General features: G+C 72.1%; 15 protein-coding genes. 10 read left to right on the forward strand and 5 right to left on the reverse strand.

Translation table 11 applies throughout. The annotated features are described in order from the left end of the window. The first annotated feature begins 53 nt into the window (after positions 1–53). Together BLV57_RS06445 and BLV57_RS06450 are read left to right on the forward strand one after the other, a co-directional pair. On the forward strand, positions 54–578 hold the full coding sequence (locus tag BLV57_RS06445; RefSeq protein WP_091287579.1) for a PH domain-containing protein: 525 nt from the start codon (positions 54–56) through the stop codon (positions 576–578). Then, complete coding sequence (locus BLV57_RS06450) at positions 575–2,080, forward strand: PH domain-containing protein (protein ID WP_091287580.1); 1,506 nt, start codon at positions 575–577, stop codon at positions 2,078–2,080. Before BLV57_RS06445 ends, BLV57_RS06450 begins: the two co-directional genes overlap by 4 nt. Here BLV57_RS06450 and BLV57_RS06455 read toward each other — a convergent pair. Both BLV57_RS06455 and BLV57_RS06460 read right to left on the reverse strand, forming a co-directional pair. After that, on the reverse strand, positions 2,055–3,092 hold the full coding sequence (locus tag BLV57_RS06455; protein WP_143046992.1) for a ketoacyl-ACP synthase III family protein: 1,038 nt from the start codon (positions 3,090–3,092) through the stop codon (positions 2,055–2,057). The genes BLV57_RS06450 and BLV57_RS06455 overlap by 26 nt on opposite strands. Positions 3,093–3,185: 93 nt before the next feature. Further along, the gene (locus BLV57_RS06460; RefSeq protein WP_091287582.1) at positions 3,186–3,842 is read right to left on the reverse strand and encodes a TetR/AcrR family transcriptional regulator; all 657 of its coding nucleotides are present in this window, start codon (positions 3,840–3,842) and stop codon (positions 3,186–3,188) included. 122 nt (positions 3,843–3,964) lie between these two features. Between BLV57_RS06460 and BLV57_RS06465 the strand changes: the two genes are divergently transcribed. From BLV57_RS06465 to BLV57_RS06475, 3 genes are all read left to right on the forward strand, one after another. Next, entirely contained in the window at positions 3,965–5,566 is a 1,602-nt protein-coding gene (locus tag BLV57_RS06465) for an MFS transporter (RefSeq protein ID WP_245757177.1), read from the forward strand. A gap of 155 nt (positions 5,567–5,721) precedes the next feature. After that, positions 5,722–6,744, forward strand: coding sequence for a class I SAM-dependent methyltransferase (locus BLV57_RS06470; RefSeq protein ID WP_091287583.1), 1,023 nt, complete (start codon positions 5,722–5,724; stop codon positions 6,742–6,744). A 22-nt stretch (positions 6,745–6,766) separates the two neighbouring features. Continuing rightward, positions 6,767–7,669 (forward strand): SRPBCC family protein, encoded by a 903-nt coding sequence (locus BLV57_RS06475; protein ID WP_091287584.1) that lies wholly within the window; start codon positions 6,767–6,769, stop codon positions 7,667–7,669. A gap of 66 nt (positions 7,670–7,735) precedes the next feature. Here the strand turns inward: BLV57_RS06475 and BLV57_RS06480 are convergent, their stop codons facing one another. Further along, positions 7,736–8,734: a methyltransferase gene (locus BLV57_RS06480; protein ID WP_091287585.1), complete on the reverse strand. Its 999-nt coding sequence runs from the start codon at positions 8,732–8,734 to the stop codon at positions 7,736–7,738. After that, the gene (locus tag BLV57_RS06485) at positions 8,727–10,244 is read right to left on the reverse strand and encodes an FAD-dependent monooxygenase (RefSeq protein ID WP_091287586.1); all 1,518 of its coding nucleotides are present in this window, start codon (positions 10,242–10,244) and stop codon (positions 8,727–8,729) included. Before BLV57_RS06485 ends, BLV57_RS06480 begins: the two co-directional genes overlap by 8 nt. Positions 10,245–10,355: 111 nt before the next feature. Between BLV57_RS06485 and BLV57_RS06490 the strand changes: the two genes are divergently transcribed. After that, positions 10,356–11,228 carry an LLM class flavin-dependent oxidoreductase gene (locus tag BLV57_RS06490; RefSeq protein WP_218134611.1) on the forward strand — a complete coding sequence of 291 codons (873 nt, stop codon included), beginning with the start codon at positions 10,356–10,358 and terminating at the stop codon, positions 11,226–11,228. 40 nt (positions 11,229–11,268) lie between these two features. Beyond that, complete coding sequence (locus BLV57_RS06495; RefSeq protein WP_091287587.1) at positions 11,269–12,189, forward strand: NAD-dependent epimerase/dehydratase family protein; 921 nt, start codon at positions 11,269–11,271, stop codon at positions 12,187–12,189. Here the strand turns inward: BLV57_RS06495 and BLV57_RS06500 are convergent. Beyond that, a complete protein-coding gene (locus BLV57_RS06500) occupies positions 12,182–13,336 on the reverse strand; it encodes a nucleotide disphospho-sugar-binding domain-containing protein (RefSeq protein WP_091287588.1) in 1,155 nt (384 codons plus the stop codon). The two genes, BLV57_RS06495 and BLV57_RS06500, sit on opposite strands and share 8 nt — an antisense overlap. A gap of 126 nt (positions 13,337–13,462) precedes the next feature. Between BLV57_RS06500 and BLV57_RS06505 the strand changes: the two genes are divergently transcribed. From BLV57_RS06505 to BLV57_RS06515, 3 genes are read left to right on the forward strand one after another with little or no spacing between them, the layout of a single operon-like run. Beyond that, positions 13,463–14,707 (forward strand): nucleotide disphospho-sugar-binding domain-containing protein, encoded by a 1,245-nt coding sequence (locus BLV57_RS06505; RefSeq protein WP_091287589.1) that lies wholly within the window; start codon positions 13,463–13,465, stop codon positions 14,705–14,707. 18 nt (positions 14,708–14,725) lie between these two features. Beyond that, positions 14,726–15,964, forward strand: a complete 1,239-nt coding sequence (locus tag BLV57_RS06510) for a nucleotide disphospho-sugar-binding domain-containing protein (RefSeq protein WP_091287590.1) — start codon at positions 14,726–14,728, stop codon at positions 15,962–15,964. A gap of 29 nt (positions 15,965–15,993) precedes the next feature. Next, positions 15,994–17,223, forward strand: a complete 1,230-nt coding sequence (locus BLV57_RS06515) for a nucleotide disphospho-sugar-binding domain-containing protein (protein WP_091287591.1) — start codon at positions 15,994–15,996, stop codon at positions 17,221–17,223. Position 17,224: the final 1 nt, after the last annotated feature.

Genomic DNA, 17,224 nt, shown 5'->3' on the forward strand with positions numbered 1-17,224 from the left:
TGGCCGTCAGGCGATCCGGTGCGCAGACGGCACCGACGAAATGGTTGCCTGAGATGCCAGAACCGACCACCTCCACCACCGCCGGGCCGGGCACGCCACGGCTGCGCGCCCCGGCGAACCGGGTCAGCCGCAGGGCGCTCGGCTACTGGGCGCTGGGCGCTGCCATGTTCTGGGCGCTGGTGACGATCGTCCAGGTCGTCATCCTGCTCACCGCCGACGGGACGCCAGCCGCGCTGCCGTACACCTTCGCGGCCACCGCCGTGCTCGCCACGGCCCACCTGCTCGTGATGCCGCGGTGGCGCTACGCGGTGCACCGGTGGGAGGTCACCGAGGACGCGGTGTTCACCCGCACCGGCTGGGTGCGCCAGCAGTGGCGCATCGCGCCGATATCCCGCCTGCAGACGGTGGACGTGAGCCGGGACCCGTTCCAGCAGCTGTTCGGGCTGGCCAAGGTCACGATCACCACCGCGTCGGCGGCGGGCCCGCTGCACATCCACCCGCTCGACCGCGAAGTCGCCCAGGAGCTCATCGACCAGCTCGCGCGCACGACGCCCGCGCAGCTCGGGGACGCGACATGAGCGCCCCTGACCAGGTGCGGGCACCTGATTCGGCCACGCCCGGCGGCCACGAGGAACCGTGGCGCCGTCTCGACCCGCGGATGATCCTCGTGCGACCGGCCGTCGACATCATCCGCTCATTGCCGCTGCTGATCGGCACGCTGATCTTCGGCGGGCAGAACAGTGTCTGGCAGTGGCTCGGGCTGGGCGTGGTCGGGCTGGCCGTGCTGATCAGCATCGGGCACTGCCTCACCGCGCGGTACCGGATCACCGGCGAGCAGTTCGAGCTGCGGACCGGGATCGTGCACCGGCGCCACCGCGCGGTGCCCCGCGACCGGATCCGCACGGTGGACGTCACCGCGGCGCTCAAGCACCGGTTGTTCGGGCTCAGCCTCGTCAAGATCGGGACCGGGCAGCACAGCAAGGACGGCAGCGGCGAACTCGTGCTCGACGCAGTGTCGAAGGCGGAAGCCCAGCGCCTGGCGCGGGTGCTGCTGCGGCGCGCTGAGGCGGAGTCGCGGGCGGAGACCGAAGAGGTGCTGGCCGAGGCCGAGCCGCGCTGGGTCCGCTACGCGCCTGCGTCGCTGTCCGGGATCACCACCATCGGCGCCGGCATCGGCGTGCTCTACCACGCCGCGCACGACCTCCACATCGAGCCGTCGGACTTCGGCCCGCTGCGCGCGCTCATCGCGCATTTCGAGGCGGCGCCATGGGGACTGGCGCTGGCCGAGGCGGTGCTTCCCTTGCTGCTGCTCGCCGCACTCGTCTCGGTGCCCGGATACCTGGTGTCCTACGGTAACTTCCGCCTGACCCGCGACGAGGACACCCTCCACGTCCGGCGCGGCCTGCTGACCACGCGCGCGGTGTCGATCGAGCAGAACCGCCTGCGCGGCGTCCACTACCGCGACGGCGTCGCGCTCCGCCTGCTCGGCGGCGCCCGCGCCACCGCGATCGCGAGCGGCCTCGCCACCCGCCTCGGTGGCGCGATCCTGATGCCCCCGGCCCCGGCCGCCCACGTCCACGAAGTGCTGGCCAAGGTGCTGCGCGAGGAGCAGGATCCGACCGCCCTCCCGCTCCGCCCCCACCCCCGCCGCGCGCTGCGCCGCAGGCTGCTGCGTGCCTTCACCGGCCCGCTGCTCGCCGCGGCCGCGCTGTACCTGATCGCGCTGACCGGCTGGATCCCGAGCTGGACCTGGCAGCTGGCGCTCGTGCTGCTGCCGTTCTCACTCGCGGCGGGCTGGGACTGCTACCGCAACCTCGGCAACCGCCTCGACGGCGGCTACCTGTTGGGGCGCAAGGGAAGTCTCCGCCGCGAGACGGTCGCGCTCAAGCAGGACGGCATCATCGGCTGGCAGCTGGACCGCACCTTCTTCCAGCGGCGGGCCGGTCTCACCACCTTGATCGCCACCATCGCCGCGGGGCACGGCGCCTACTCGATCCCCGACCTCGCCGAGTCCGACGCCCTCACCCTCGCCGACGAGGCCATCCCCGGTCTCCTCAGCCCTTTCCTGGAGTGGGACTGACCCAGTCGGGGATCTCGAGGATCTCCAGGACGATCGCCGTGGTGGCGAAGCCCGCGGAGCCGCCGATGAGCAGGACGTGGTCGCCAGGCGAGAGTTCGCCGCCGGTCAGCAGGTGCTCGAGCGAGGTGACCTGGTCGCTGCAGCCGAGGTGACCGAGGCCGCGGCCGAACTCGAAGCAGCTGCGGTCCATCGGCAGGCCCATCGGCTCCATGAAGAAGCGCTCGACCGTGAACGCGGCCATGTTGTGGGTGATCACCCGGGCGAAGCCGTCGACCTCGATGCCGGCGTCCTTGGCCGAAAGGCGGGCGAGCTCGGCGTGGGTGCTCGCCATGATGGCGCCGACCTCCAGCGCGGGCATGACCTGCTCGGTGAACACGTCGAAGCGGGCGTTCTCGTCGATCGGGCGGCCACCGGCCGACGGCGGGAAGAGGGGCTCGGCGCCGCGGTACATCGCCTCGAGTTCGGGCATGGTGCGGGAGTTGATCGCCTTGACGCGGGCGAACCCGCCGGTGGCGCTGAGCAGCGCGGCGCTGCCCGCGTCGCCGACGATGAAGGCGAACGAGTTCCAGCGCTGGACCCATGGCTCGAAGTTGTCGGCGGCGGTGATCAGGACGTGGCGCAGGCCCTGGTCCCCGGTGAGCTGCCCGGTGGCGAGCTGGATGGCGTTGAGCGAGCCGCCGCAGCCGGTGCGCAGCTCACTCACCATCGCGGAGCCGCCGCCGAGCTCACGTAAGGTGTACCCGGGCATCGACCAGCCGGCCGGGCCCGGCTCGAAGACGCTCGAGTGGATCAGGGCGTCGAGGTCGGCCGAGGTGAGACCGGCGCGTGCGAGCGCGCGGCCCGCGGCCGTGACGGTCATCTCCGCCGCCGAGGTCTCCCCCGCCACCAGCGCGCCGGTCAGCTGGGCGATGTTGAGCGTGCCGTCTCCGCAGAGGCCTTGCTCCATCGCCCATTCGACACTGACCCGCTCCGGCAGGCAGGTGCCCAGTGATTGCACGAAAACATCGGACACGATCTCCACGGTCCACTCCAGCCGCTCGGCGTATGACTACGCCGTCAGCTTCGGCCGGACGGCTCGAGCGGCCGTCGAACGCGGACCGGTGACCTAGCCTCGAGCGTCGGCGAGGCCGCAGCCCGCCAGGCCGTTGGCGAGCATGCTGAAGGCGCGCTCGGCGTCCTCGACGGCCGCGCGGTACGCCTTCTTGGCGGTCTGGCCCGCGAACATCCGCTGCGAGTTGCGGTTGACCAGTGCCTGCTGCGCGCCGATCACCTGGTTCGCGGCGACCTGCGGGACGATGTCGTCCGGACCGGCGCCCATCGCCTCGGCGAAGGCCTCGGCGAGCGCCGACTCCTGGTTCATCCACTGGCGGCCCACCCGCAGCAGCAGGCTGGGGTTGTCCATCAGCATCCGGTGGAAGGCGAGGAACGACTCGTCGTCGGACAGCCCGGTGGTCGGGTCGCGGCTCTCCAGCCTGGCGAGGAAATGGCCGCGCAGCGCGTCGAGCGGGCTGACCCCTTCGGCCCGGCCGCGGACGATCACGGCCGCCTCGTCGGTGTGGTCCTCGATGTGGTGCATCACGAGGTCTTCCTTGGCCGGGAAGTAGTTGAAGACCGTCACCTTCGACACGTCCGCCGCGTCGGCGATCTCCGCCACCGAGACGCTGTCGAAGCCCCGCTGCAGGAACATCGCGAGCGCCACGTTGGCGATGGTCTCGCGCGTCTGCAGCTTCTTGCGCTCACGCAAGCCGAGCCTCTCCGTCATACCGAAGATCCTAGCAGAAACTTGGTCGAAGCTGATATTTAAGATCGGCAAATTCCTTGACTCGACTCAAGCTTTGTCTCATTATGAGTTTGTAACTCGTCAACCGAGTGGAAGGGGGCGGCATGGCAAGCGCCAAGAAGGCCACCGCTAAGAAGGAGAAAGAGCCGCTAGCGCTCTACGACGGGTCCACCCTGCTGATGAACCAGTGGCAGATGATCCTGGTCGCGCTCGGCTGCCTGGGGGCCCTGCTGCTGTCCCTTTTGGACATCAACATCGTCGGCGCGGTGGTCTGGAAGATGTCGGCGGAGCTGGACCCGGTGCACGGCATCGCGATGATGCCGTGGCTGACCACCTGCTACGCGCTCGCCGACTGCATCGTGGTGCCGCTCTACGGGAAGATCGCCGACGTCTACGGCCCGAAGCCGGTCTTCTCGGCGGCGCTCGGGATCTTCGTCGTCGGCTCCGCGCTGTGCGGCATCGCGACCAGCTTGCCCGAGCTGATCGTGTTCCGCACCATCCAGGGTGTCGGGGCCGGCGGGCTGGCCGCGCTGGCGCTGGTCGTGATCGGCACCATGTTCCGCAACGAGGAACAGAGTTTCGAGAACAAGGCGGCGACGCAGACGGCGTTCGGCGCGGTGATGTTCGGTGTCGGCCTCGCGCTCGGCCCGACGCTCGGCGGTGTCATCGCCGACAACCTCAACTGGCGCTGGGTGTTCTACATCAACCTGCCGCTGGCGCTGTTCGCGCTGTTCACCGCGGTGTTCCTGCTGAAGCTGCCGAAACGCCTCACCAAGCGCAAGGTGGACTACCTCGGCGGCACGCTGCTGGCAGGCGCCGCGGCCGCGCTGCTGCTGGCGTCCGAATGGGGCGGCACCAAGTACGCCTGGGGTTCCTCGCAGATCGTGCTCATGCTGGCGGGTGGCGCGGTGCTGCTCGGGCTGTTCGTCTGGCGCATCCTGACGGCGGCCGATCCGCTGATCTCGCTGAGCATCCTGAAGCATCCGGTGTTCCGCATCATGATGCCGTCGTCGCTGATCGCCGGACTCGGCATGGCGGGCTCGTTCTTCTACGTGTCCGGCTATCTGCAGGTGGCGCGCGGGCTGACGCCCACGGCGGCGGGCATGTTCACCCTGTGCATGGCCGCGGGCCTGCTGCTGTCCATTCTGGTCGGACCGGTGCTGATCCGGATCGTCGGCAAGTTCAAGTACATGCTGACCATCACCGGTGTCATCCAGGCGATCATCCTGTTCCTGCTGAGCGGGCTGACCGCGGACACCCCGCTGTACCTGGTCGCCGTGGCGATGTTCACGGTCGGCATGGCCATGGGCTTCTCGCTCGGGCTCGGCCTGCAGTACACGCAGAACTCGGTGAGCGTGGAGGACATCGGCATCGCCACCACCTCGCTGCGGTTCAACCAGCAGCTCGGCGTCTCCATCGGGTTCGCGTTCTTCGCGACGATCGTGACCAACATCCTGGCCAGTCACCTGACCGGGGCCGCGGGCGCCGCCAACGTCAACGGCAATCTCGACCTGGCGAAGCTGTCCGGGCTCAGCCCGGCCGAGCACTCCGCGGCGATCGGCGCGTTCATCACGGCCGTGGACACGGTGTTCCTGCTCGGTGCCATCATCACCTTGATCCCGGCGGGACTCGCGCTGCTGATCAAGGAGGACAAGCACCCGAAGACCCCAGGACCAGCGGCCGAAAAGGTCGCCGCGACCGCGTGACACCCGCACCCCCACGGGAGTCCGCGAAGGCCTCCTTACCGGCCTCCTCAGAGCCGGTAAGGAGGCCGTCACCGTGTGCTCGAAGGGTTTTCGAGCCGCCGGTGTGAGGCTGCGCCGGAGGGCGGCCGGGCGCCGCCGGCGAGGAGACGGCACGGATGAGCACCCCAGCGGCACCCGGCGTCACGCGGGAACGCCTGCTCGACATGATGACCGGATACAAGGCCACCTACCTGCTGCGGGCCGCGGTGTCGCTGGGCGTCTTCGGCGCGCTGGCGGACGGCCCGGCCAGCGCGGCCAAGGTCGCCGCCGCGCTCGGCACCGACCCACGCGCCACCCGGATCCTGCTCGGCGCGCTGGCCGCCGAAGGCCTGCTCGGCCTCGGCGGCGAGGGTTTCGCGCTGGCGCCGGGCGCGGCCGAGCTGCTCGTCCCGTCGAGCCCCGGCTATTTCGGCGGCAACACGGCGGTCGCGTCGAGTGACTGGGAATGGCGGCTCATGGGCGGGCTCGCCGGTTTCGTCCGCGCGGGCGGGCCGGCAGCGGGCACCGCGGCCGAGGCGCCGGACTTCCCGTTCTGGGTGGACTTCGCGACCCATCTCACCGGTCTCACCAAGGCCGGCTCCCAAGCGGTCGCTGAGCTGCTGACGCCGTGGGCGCGCGAGCGTCCGGCCATGGACGTGCTCGACGTCGGCTGCGGGCATGGCCTGTTCGGCCTCGCGCTCGCCGCCACGCACCCCGAAGGCCGCCTCTGGTGCCAGGACTGGCCCAGTGTGCTCGACGTCGCCGCCGGGTACGCCGCGCGGCGCGGGATGGCGGACCGGACGTCCTACCTGCCGGGTGACGCGTTCACGGCCGAGCTGGGCGGATCGTACGACGTGATCGTGCTGGCCAACTTCCTGCTGCAGTTCTCCGCCGCCCGCTGCGCCGAGCTGCTCGCGCGGCTGGTGCCCGCGCTCAAGCCGGGCGGCCGGATCGTGATCGCAGGCTTCACCACCGGCGACGCGCCACCCGCCGCCGAGCGCCACGCGCACCTGCTGGGCCTGCTGATGCTGGCGGGCACGTCCGGCGGCGAACTCCACTCCGGCGCGGACTACCTGGCGATGCTCGCCGCGGCCGGGCTGGCGCCGAGCAGGCCCGCCTCCGCCGGGCCGGTCCCGATCGTGCTCGGCGAACGAGCCTGAACCCACGGAAAGGCAGACGGGCATGGAAAACCCCACCGGCAGCGCCCGGCACCAGATCACGGTCGAGGCCCCGCGAGACGTCGTCTACGACCTGCTCGCCGAGCCCGCGCACACCGCGCGGCTGTCCCCGACCGTCGTGCACGTCGAACGGCTCGACGGCGACGACCGCGGCGACGTCATCGGGCGCTGGGTGGCCGACGAGGCGAAGATGCGGACCTGGCAGGTCACCCGCGAACTCGACCGGGCAGGCGGCCGGATCACCTTCGCGCACCAGGATCCGCGGCCGCCACTGATGGCGATGCGCGGCGAATGGACACTGACCGAGGACGGCGGCGCCACCGCCGTCGAACTGCGGCACGACTGGACCCACACCGGCGACCAAGACTTTGGGTCCACCATGGACACCGGGATCGTCAGGCAGCTGGCCGGGTTGAAGCGGTTCGCCGAGAACCGGACCCGGATCGCGGCGGCCGAGCTCACCGACGAGTCCACGGTCTTCGTGCCAGGCAAGGTGACCGAGGCCGCCGACTTCTGCTGGGGACCCGCGCTGTGGTCGCTGTGCGTGGAGAACTGCCGGTCCGCCGTCCGGCGGCAGCGGGAGACCGGCTACCAAGTCGTGGAACTCGCGCTCGGCGAGGCCGCGCCCGCGCCACGCTTCTACGCCATGCCCGCGCCGGGGAAGATCGTGTGGAAGCAGACCGAAGGCCTCCCCGGCTGGTATCGCTGGCTGCGCGGGCAGATCACCTTCACCCAGCACGACGACGGCGTCGAGGTGGTGGCGCGCGATGTGCACAGCCTCGACCCCGACGCGCTCACCACGCTCGGCTGGAACGCGGCCGAGGCCCGTGACCGCGTCGACCGGCTCAGGTCCGACGTCACCCTGGATCTGCTCACCGGCCTGGCCGGTTTCGCCGAAGACGACTGACCTCACCCAGGGGGTCGTGAGTGGTTTGGCCGGTTCTAACCGGCCGGAACACTCACGACCCCAGGCTCAACGAGCGGCGAACTCGATCAGCGTGTGCGGCGCGGTCAACGCCTTGCGGCTCAGTACTTTCAGCCCGGCCGCGGCGCCCAGCGCCACCATGTCCTCGAACGGCCTGGCCCGCCCGCCCGTGGTGACCATCATCAGCAGATCCATGTCGGTGGTCGAACTGCGGGCCGACGACGGCTCGAGCAGTGACTCCAGCACCAGCACGCGCCCGTGCGAGCCCGCGGCCTCGGCCGCCCTGGCGAGGATCCGGCCCGCGTGCTCGTCGTCCCAGTCGTGCAGGACACCGCAGATCACGTAGACGTCGGCGCCGGCGGGCAGCGGGTCGAAGAAGCTTTGCGCCGCACCGGAAGCCCGTGCCGTCAGGCCAGCTCCGTCGAACTTGCGGCGGGCGTTGTCGATCGGCCCGTCGCGGTCGACGACCGTGCCGCGCAGGTGCGGGTGCGCCAGCAGCAGCGCGGTCAGCAGGGTGCCGTTGCCGCCGCCGACGTCGACGACCCGCTCCACCGTGCCCCAGTCGTAGCCCGCGGCCAGGCCAGGCGCCTTCGCCGCCGCGCCGGACGCCATCTGGTCGTCGAAGGAGTCCGAGAGCGCGCGGTCGGCGTCGAGCGCGGACCAGGTGTTCTCACCGGGCGCGGGCTCCCCCGTGCGCACCACGTCGAGCAGGTTCGTCAGCGCGAGGTCGACCCGGCCTACCGCGGTGCCGAGGTCCAGCCAGGTGCGCGCGTCGCCGGGGCCGTGGTCGCACAGCTCCTTGCCGAGGTCGGCCAGCTCGAACGAGCCGGGCGAGGGCTCCGTGAAGACGTTCATCGCGACGAGGTGGCGCAGGACGCGGTGCAGCGAACGGGCATGCGTGCCGGTGCGCCGCGCCAGCTCGTCGATCCCGCTCACGCCGTCGGCGAGGTGATCGGCCAGCCGCAGGGTGGCGGCGACCCTGAGGGTCATCGGGGTGGTCAGGTCGGCCAGATCCTGCAGCCGCGAGGCCCATGGGGCGTCAACCATGATGTGCTCCACTTTCCTGTCGTGTTTCCGAGGTTCCGAACCACTGGCGCAGCGCGGTTTCGAGGCCGCCGGAAGACTCGGCGGCCCCCGCGGCGAAGGCGACGTAGCCGTCGGGGCGGACCAGCAGCACGCCCAGGTCCGTCCTTTCCGGACAGTCGGCGGTGACGACGTCGACGTGCTGCCCGGCGGCAGGGTCGGGCCGGTGGCCGCCGAGCAGGACCAGCACTCCCCTGCCGCCGTGCAGGAACTCCGCGAGCCTGCGTTCACCGTCGGCGGTGACCAGCACCAGGTCGGGGGCGAACCGCCCGGTCAGCGGATGCGCGTGCCGGTCGAGCGGCGGGTAGGCGACGTTCGCGGCGGACACCTGATCGGCCAGGTGACGGCCGACCACGGCGAACCCGATCAGCTCGGCGACCAGCTCGCGCACCGGGTCCAGCCGCTCGTCGGGATTGAGCAGCGCGACCTGCGCGCGGGTCAGGCGCAGCACCGCGGCCGCCACCGGATGCCGCTCGGCCTGGTAGGTGTCGAGCAGGCCGTCCGGGGCATGCCCGCGTACCTCGGCGGCGAGTTTCCAGCCGAGGTTCACCGCGTCCTGCAGCCCGACGTTGAGGCCCTGTCCGCCGACCGGGTAATGCACATGGGCCGCGTCGCCTGCCAGCAGCACGCGGCCGTGGCGGTACGCGGTGGCCTGGCGCGCGGCGTCGCCGTACCGCTGGCCGCCGGTCAAGCCGGTCATCGGGATCTCTCTGTCATGCACGTGCTCGACGAGTGACCGGAGCTCGGCCAGCGTGACCGGCTCGCCGGGGTGCGCGGCGGGGCCCGCGAAGTCGATGGCCACCACGCGGCTCGGCCCGCCTGCCGGGTGCGGCGAGATGACCGTGCAGCCGCGTGGTGTCCGCCGCCAGCCGGACGGCGCCGCGGCGGCGTCGCCGAGCGTGACCTCCCCCGCGAGCGTGGTCAGTGTCGCGGCGGTGCCCTCGAAGGCTATTCCGGCGTGTTCGCGCACGACACTGCGCGAACCGTCGCAGCCAACCAGGAACAGTGCGCGAACCTCGCTCCATCCGAAGTGGACGGTCACCCCGGACTCGTACTGGGTGAAATCGGTGACCTCGGCGCCGTACCGGATCTCGGCGCCGAGTTCGCGCGCGCGGTCGGCCAGCAGCCGGGCGGTGACCGCCTGGGGAACGAACACCACCGGCGGCAGTGCACCTTCGTGCGGGGGCGCGGCGAGGCCGGTGATACCGGCGAAGTGCGCCTTTGGCAGCGGGCGCTTCCGGTGACTGTCCCCGCCGCCGCCGTTGAGTTTCCGTTGCTCGGCGAGGAAACGGCCGAGCAGGCCGCGCAGGTCCAGCGTCGGGATGGTCCGGCCGTGCAGTGCCTGCGCCCGCGACCGCTCGTCGGGCCGCGCCAGCCGTTCCAGCACCACCACGCCGACCCCGTGCAGCCGCAGCTCGGCCGCCAGCAGCAGGCCGACCGGGCCCGCGCCCGCGATCACCACGTCGGTTTCCATGCGCCGAGGCTCACCCGGCGCCGTCGATGCCCGCTCGAGTCCACGTCGAACCGAGCGTCGCTCGAGCCGCCCGTGATCGGCTCGCCCGGCAACGGACGCGAGGAGGCCACGGTGGCACCAGAAGTCGGTATCTCACTGCCCACCTCGGGCGCGGCGATCCCGGACATCGCCGAGGCCGCCCGCGCGGCCGAATCGCTCGGTTTCGACTCGGTCTGGGCCGGCGACCATCTCGCCGACGCCAGGCCGATACTGGACAGCACCCTCGCGCTGACCACGGCGGCCGCGGTCACCGGCCGGGTCAAGGTCGGGTTCGGCGTGCTGCAGCTGGCGTTGCGCCAGCCCGCGTGGGCCGCCAAGCAGATCGGGTCACTGCAGTACCTCTCCGGCGGACGGCTGATCCTCGGCGTCGGGGTCGGCGGATTGGTGCCCGGCGAGTGGGAAGCGGCCGGGATTCCCTTGTCCGGCCGCGGAAAGCGCACCGAGTCGATCCTGCGGGCGCTCCCAGGGCTCCTCGCCGGGGAGCCGACCAGGCTGACCACGGAGCCGGGCGCCCCCGAGGTCACGCTCACCCCGGCGGTGCCGGTCCCCCCGGTCTGGCTCGGCGCGATCTCCGAGCGCGGGCTGCGCCGCGCCGCCGAGTACGGCGACGGCTGGCTCGCCACCATCACCACCCCGGCGGAACTGGCCGCCGGAGCCGGAAAGGTGCGCGCGATGGCTGGCGAATTCGGCAGGCCTGCGCCGGTCACCGGCTGCTCGGTCCTCGTCGGCGAGACCCGGTCGGCGGTGTCGGACTTCCTGCGAGCACGGCTGGGCCTCGAGCCGGAGCGCGCCGACGCGATCGCCGTCGGCGGCGGCGCGCGCGAGATAGCCGACCGGCTCGCCTGCTACACCGCCGCCGAGCACCTGGTGCTGTCCCCGTTCGGCCAGGACTGGCGCGCCCAGCTCGACGTGCTGGCCGAGGCACGCGCGTTGCTGCTCGCCTGAGTTGACCCAGGCTCGAGCCAGGCCGACCACGATCAGCGGCATGAAACGCACGGTTGTCCTCGGCGGTACCGGCTTCGTCGGGCGGCATGTCTGCGCCAGGCTCAGCGAACTCGGCCACCCGGTGCTCGCGGTCTCCCGCACACCGAGGCCGGGCGCGGCCATCAGGTCGGCCGCGCTGGACCTCACCGCGAGCGGGCCGGGCCCGCTCGCCGAGCTGCTGCGCGCGGAGCGGGCGGAGGTGGTCGTCAACGCCGCCGGCGGGGTCTGGAACAGCGACGAAGACCAGATGCGCAAGTCCAACGCGGACCTGACCGGCTCGCTCGTCGAGGCACTCGCCGGGCTGCCGTGGCGGCCCCGGCTCGTCCATCTCGGCTCCGCGCACGAGTACGGCGCCGTCCCGCACGGGTCCATAGTGGACGAATCGTGGCCCCCGGAGCCGCTGACCGCGTACGGCCGCACGAAACTGGCCGCCACCGAACAGGTGCTGGCGGCCGTGCGCGCCGGACGGCTGGACGCGATCGTGCTGCGCGTGTCCAATGTGCTCGGTCCGGGCGCGCCGGCGGCGAGCTTGACCGGTGCGGTCGCCCGTCAGCTGGCCGGCGACCGGGACGGTCGCGCGGTGGTCCGGCTCAGCCCGCTGCGCGCGCACCGCGACTTCGTGGCCGCGCAGGACGTGGCCGAGGCCGTCGCGCTCGCCGCTGGCACCCGGTGCACCGGGCTGGTCAACATCGGCAGCGGCACGGCGGTCGACGTCGCGGGGGTGGTGCGGCGGCTGGTGGAACTGAGCGGGGTGCCCGCCGAGGTCGTGTTCGAAAGCCGGCCGCCCACCGCGGTGCGTGCGGTGGGCGACTGGCAGTGTCTCGACATCTCCGCGGCGCGCGAGCGGCTCGGCTGGATCCCGCGGCGCGACCTCGACAGCGCGCTGGCCGACACGTGGGCGGCCGTCGCGCCGGTCAGCTGAGCAGCTCTTCGATCCGGCGCACGACGTCGGCAGGCGAAGGCAGCGCGGCGATCTCCTCGCGCAGCCTCCCCGCGTTGCGCCGGTACGACGGCTCGCCCAGTATCGCGGCGCAGGCGTCGAAGATGCCGTCCGCCGTGGCGCCGATGAACGGGACCTGCCGCCCGGCGCCGGAGGCCACGAGCAGCCGCGCCGACTCCCAGACCTCGGCGATCACCGGCACCGTCACCTGCGGCACGCCCAGCGCGAGCGCGGTGAGCGTGGTGCCGACCCCGCCGTGGTGCACGATCAGGTCGCAGCCGGGCAGTATCTGGTTCAGTGGCAGCTGCCCCGCCACCCGGACGCCGCCGGGCAGCTTCGTGAAGTTGCCGGAGACCTCGTCGGAGACCGCGACGACGACCTCGACACCGAGTTCGGGCAGCCGGTGCATCAGCTGCTCCAGCAAGGAAAAGCCGCCCTTGATCGGTGACCGGTTGAGTGGCACGCGGGTGCCGAAGGTCAGGCACAGCCGCGGCTTGTCCCGCCGCTCGTGCACCCAGTCCGGCAGTCCGCTGGCCCGCCCGTTGTAGGGCACGAACCGCATCTTCTGCGCCGGGCCGCCGTCCGCTCCCCTGATGCCTGGCGGGCAGAGATCCAGCGACAGCAGCGGTGACGGCAGGTCGGACAGGCCGAGTTCCTTCAACTCGGGGGCGAGCTCGTCGGCTCCGGACTGGCTGATCGATGGCGGGGACACCAGCCGCATGCCTTGCTCGATCCACGGGATGCCCAGTTCGGCGGCCAGCAGCGGGCCCGCGAAACCGTAGGTCTCGCTGACGATCAGATCCGGCCGCCAGCGCTTCGCGATGTCGCGCAGGCCGTCGATCAGCCGCAGCGCGAGCCTGGCGTAGCCGCGCCCGATGTGGCGCAGCAGCGCCGCTTCTTCGCGCGGCATCGGCACCGGTTCGCCGTCGCGGTCGACCGAGAGCACCTCCGGCATCTCGACCGCCGCGGCCGACCGGACATAGGGCAGGCCCGCCTCGACGACCACCTTGGCCATGTTCTCCGGCGCGGCCACGAGCACCTCGTGGCCCGCCGAGCGCAGCGCCCAGGCGATCGGGACGAGCGGCAGTACGAGACCTTCCGAGCAGGACGCGGTTACCAGTATTCGCATGGCCGGATTCAAGACCCGGTGCTTCGACTCCGGTTCAAGCCGGGCTGGATCGACCGCGGCTGGATCACCGGTCGAGCAGGGTCGGCGAACCTCGCTGCGCCGGACCCCAGACTAGGAGCCGCCAGCATGCGCATCCTGATCACGACGTTCGCCTGGAAGCCGCACTTCCTCCCGATCGTGCCGCTGGCGTGGGCGGCGCGGCTGGCCGGGCACGAGGTGCGCGTCGCGGCAAGCCCGACGCTGACCGCCGCGATCGGCGAATCCGGCCTGCCCGCGGTGCCGATCGGGGGCGATCCGCGCGACGCCTTCGCGAAGACGGCGGTGAAGTTCGAGCCGCCCAACGCGGCACGCAAGGCCGAACCCGCCGCGCCGGAGCCGTGGCCGCTGGACTGGCCGGGCCGCCCCGAATGCCTGACCGACGAGCAGCGCGCGCATTTCCGGCGCACCAGCCAGTGGTCGTCGATCATGGCCGAGGATCAGCTCGAAGACCTGCTGGCCTTCGCCAAGAGCTGGCGGCCCGACGTCGTGCTGCACGACTCGACGCAGTTCGCCGGACCGGTGGTGGCCTCGGCGCTCGGGCGGCCCAATGTCCGCTATCTGATGGGGCACAACGGTTATCAACGCGTCGACACCGCGTACACCCGCGAACCGACCGAGGACTACCTGCGGCTGTTCGATCTCGTGGGCGCCGAGCCGAGGATCGAACCGGCCACGTGGCTCGACCCGTGCCCGCCGCGTTTGCAGTTTCCCTATCCCCACGGGGAAAACGCGAAAATCGAGCGTATCGCTTACGTGCCGTACAACGGCCCCGGCGTGGTGCCGGAGTGGGTGGACACCGAGCCGTCACGCCCGCGCGTATGCCTGACCTGGGGACTCACCGACACCGAGCTGTCCGGGTCCGCGATGCTGGACGAGTACCGCCAGACGATCGAGTCGATCCGGGGGCTCGACGTCGAAGTGGTGCTCGCGGTCAGCCCGGCGCTGCGCGACCTGCTCGGCGAGCTGCCCGCCGGTGTGCGGGCCGCGGTCGGCGTCCCGCTGCACGCGGTGCTCGCCCACTGCGGCGCCATCGTGCACCACGGTGGCGCGGGCACCACGATGACCGCGGCCGCGCTCGGCGTCCCGCAGCTGATCACCACCAACTTCCCGAACAACATCGCGCTCGCCGCCCGGCTCGAGGACGCGGGCGCCGCCCGGTACCGGCACGCCGACGAGGTCCCGGCGGGCGCGGAGGGCGCCGACCTGACCAAGGCCGAGGTCGGCGAGCTGCTCGAACCCAGGTACGCCAAGGCGGCCGCGCTGCTCGCCCAGCACGTCGCCGAGCAGCCCTCGCCCGCCGAAGTCGTTTCCCGGCTGGAAGAACTGGGCTGACCCGGAAGGAGCCCCGCGTTGCGGATCCTGATCACCACGTTCGCGTGGCCGTCGCACTACCTGCCGATCGTGCCGCTGGGCTGGGCCGCGCGGCTGGCCGGGCACGAGGTGCTGGTCGCGGCGAGCCCGACCATCACCGACCTGGTACTCGAGTCGGGACTGGCCATGGCGCCGATCGGCGGTGACCCCGCCGAGGCGCTGCGCCGCGCGGGTCTCAGCCTGGAGCAGTCCGACGAGGAGCGGGCGGCGCGGCGGTTCGACAGGGCGAGCTGGCGGGAAGACTGGGTGGCCGCGCCCGAGCGGATCACCGAGGAGCAGCGCGCTTATTTCCGCACCATCGGCGGCTGGGCGACCGCGTTCGCCGCCGCGCAGGCCGACGAGTTGATCGCGCTGGCGCGCGGCTGGCGCGCCGACGTGCTGGTGCACGACGGCACTCAGTTCGCGGCGCCGGTCGCGGCCGCTGTGCTGGGCCTGCCGACCGCGCGGTTCCTGGCGGGCCACAGCGGGATGCTGCGCATCGACACCGCGTACACCGGCGAACCGGTGCCCGCCTACCGGCGGCTGTTCGAGCGGTACGGGCTCGCGCCGGAGATCGAGCCGACGGTGTGGCTGGACCCGTGCCCGCCCGGCCTGCAGTACCCGTATCCGGCGGGCACGCCCATACTGCCGATGCGGTACGTGCCCTACAACGGCCGCGGTGTCATCCCGGCTTGGACGCACGAACCGCCTCGGCGGCCCAGGGTGTGCCTGACCTGGGGGCACACTGGCTCGTCCGAGACCGGCTCGGTGGCCGTCGACGACTGCCGCCGCACCGTGGAGGCCATCGCCGCGCTCGACTTCGAGGTGGTCGTCGCCGTCGGCCAGGACCTGCTCGACCGGCTCGGCGAGCTGCCTGCCGGTGTCCGCGCCGCGGTCGGCGTGCCGTTGCACGCGCTGCTGCGCGACTGCCGCGCCATCGTGCACCACGGCGGGCCCGGCACCACCATGACCGCCGTCGCGGCCGGGGTGCCGCAGCTGGTCATCACCGACCAGCCGCACAACGTGGCCGCCGGGGCGAGCCTGGCGAAAGCCGGCGCCGGGCGCTGGCTGCTGCCGTCGGACGCGCCGACCGGCCAGGACGGCGCGGCCGTGCTCGCCGCCGAGATCGCGGTGCTGGCAGGCGATCCCGGGTATCGCGCGGCGGCCGAGCGGCTGCGGCGCGAGAACCTGGCCCAGCCGTCACTCAGCCAGGTGATCGACCACCTCGAAAAGCTTTGATCGCCCCCGAAATCCGAAAAGGAGCCTCGATGCGCGTCTTGGTCACCAGTTTCCCCTGGGAGCCGCATTTCAACCCGATCGTGCCGCTGGGCTGGGCGGCGGTGCTGGCCGGGCACGAGGTGAGAGTGGCGACCACACCGACCATGACCGAGGTCGTCGGCCGCTCCGGGCTCCCGGTCGTCTCCGTCGGCGGCGATCCGAGCGACGCCTTCCGCGAGGCGGGCGTCGAGTTCACGCCCCCGAAGGGCGATCAACCCGACGCCGCTGCCCAGGCGCGGTGGCCCGAGGACTGGCCGGCGCACCCGGAATCGCTCAGCGACGGGCAACGGGACTACTTCCGCAAGATCGGGCTGTTCGCCTCGGTGATCGCCGCCGCGCAACTGCCGGACCTGATCGCGCTGGGCGAGTCGTGGCGGCCCGACCTCATCGTGCACGACGGCACCCAGTTCGCCGGCCCGGTGCTGGCGTCGGCGCTCGGCGTGCCGAACGCGCGGTATCTGCTCGGCTATCCGGGACAGCTGCGCGTCGACACCTGTTACGGCCCGGAGCTGGTGCCGGAATACCGTGCCCTGTACGAGAAATTCGGCGTCACGCCCCGGCAGGAGCCGACTGTGTGGCTGGATCCCTGCCCGCCGAGCATGCAGTACCCGTCGCTGTCGGGGCCGTCCGTGCTCCGCATGCGCTACGTGCCCTACAACGGCACGGCCGAGCTACCCGCCTGGCTCCACGAGCCGCCTCAACGCCCGCGCGTGTACCTGACCTGGGGCAAGACCACCGGCGAGTGGGAGGGCGCGGCGATCGGGAACTTCGTCAGGCAGGCCATCGAGGCGGCCGCCGGCCTGGACGTCGAACTGGTGGCGGCGCTGAGCCCGACCCTGCTCGGCCTGCTGACCGACCTGCCCGAGGGCGTCCGCACGGTGACCGGCCTGCCGATGGCCGCGGTCCTGCGCACCTGCACGGCCGTGATCCACCACGCTGGCCCCGGCACCACGCTGACCGCGGCCGCCGCCGGGCTCCCCCAGCTGATGATCACCAACCACCCGCACAACGCGGCGATCGCGGCCCAGGTCGCGCGCATCGGCGCCGGACGGCACCTGCCGATCGGCGAGCTGCCGTCCGACCAGGCCGCGACCAGCGCCGAAGTGGCCGCGCTGCTCGAGAAGCCCGCGTTCGCACAGGACGCGGCCAGGCTGCGGCAGGAGATCGAAGACCAGCCGTCCCCGTCGTCGGTCGTCGACCGGCTCGCCGAGCTCTGCTGAC

The organism is Amycolatopsis xylanica (assembly GCF_900107045.1).
In the GTDB taxonomy this organism is placed as follows: Bacteria; Actinomycetota; Actinomycetes; order Mycobacteriales; family Pseudonocardiaceae; genus Amycolatopsis; species Amycolatopsis xylanica.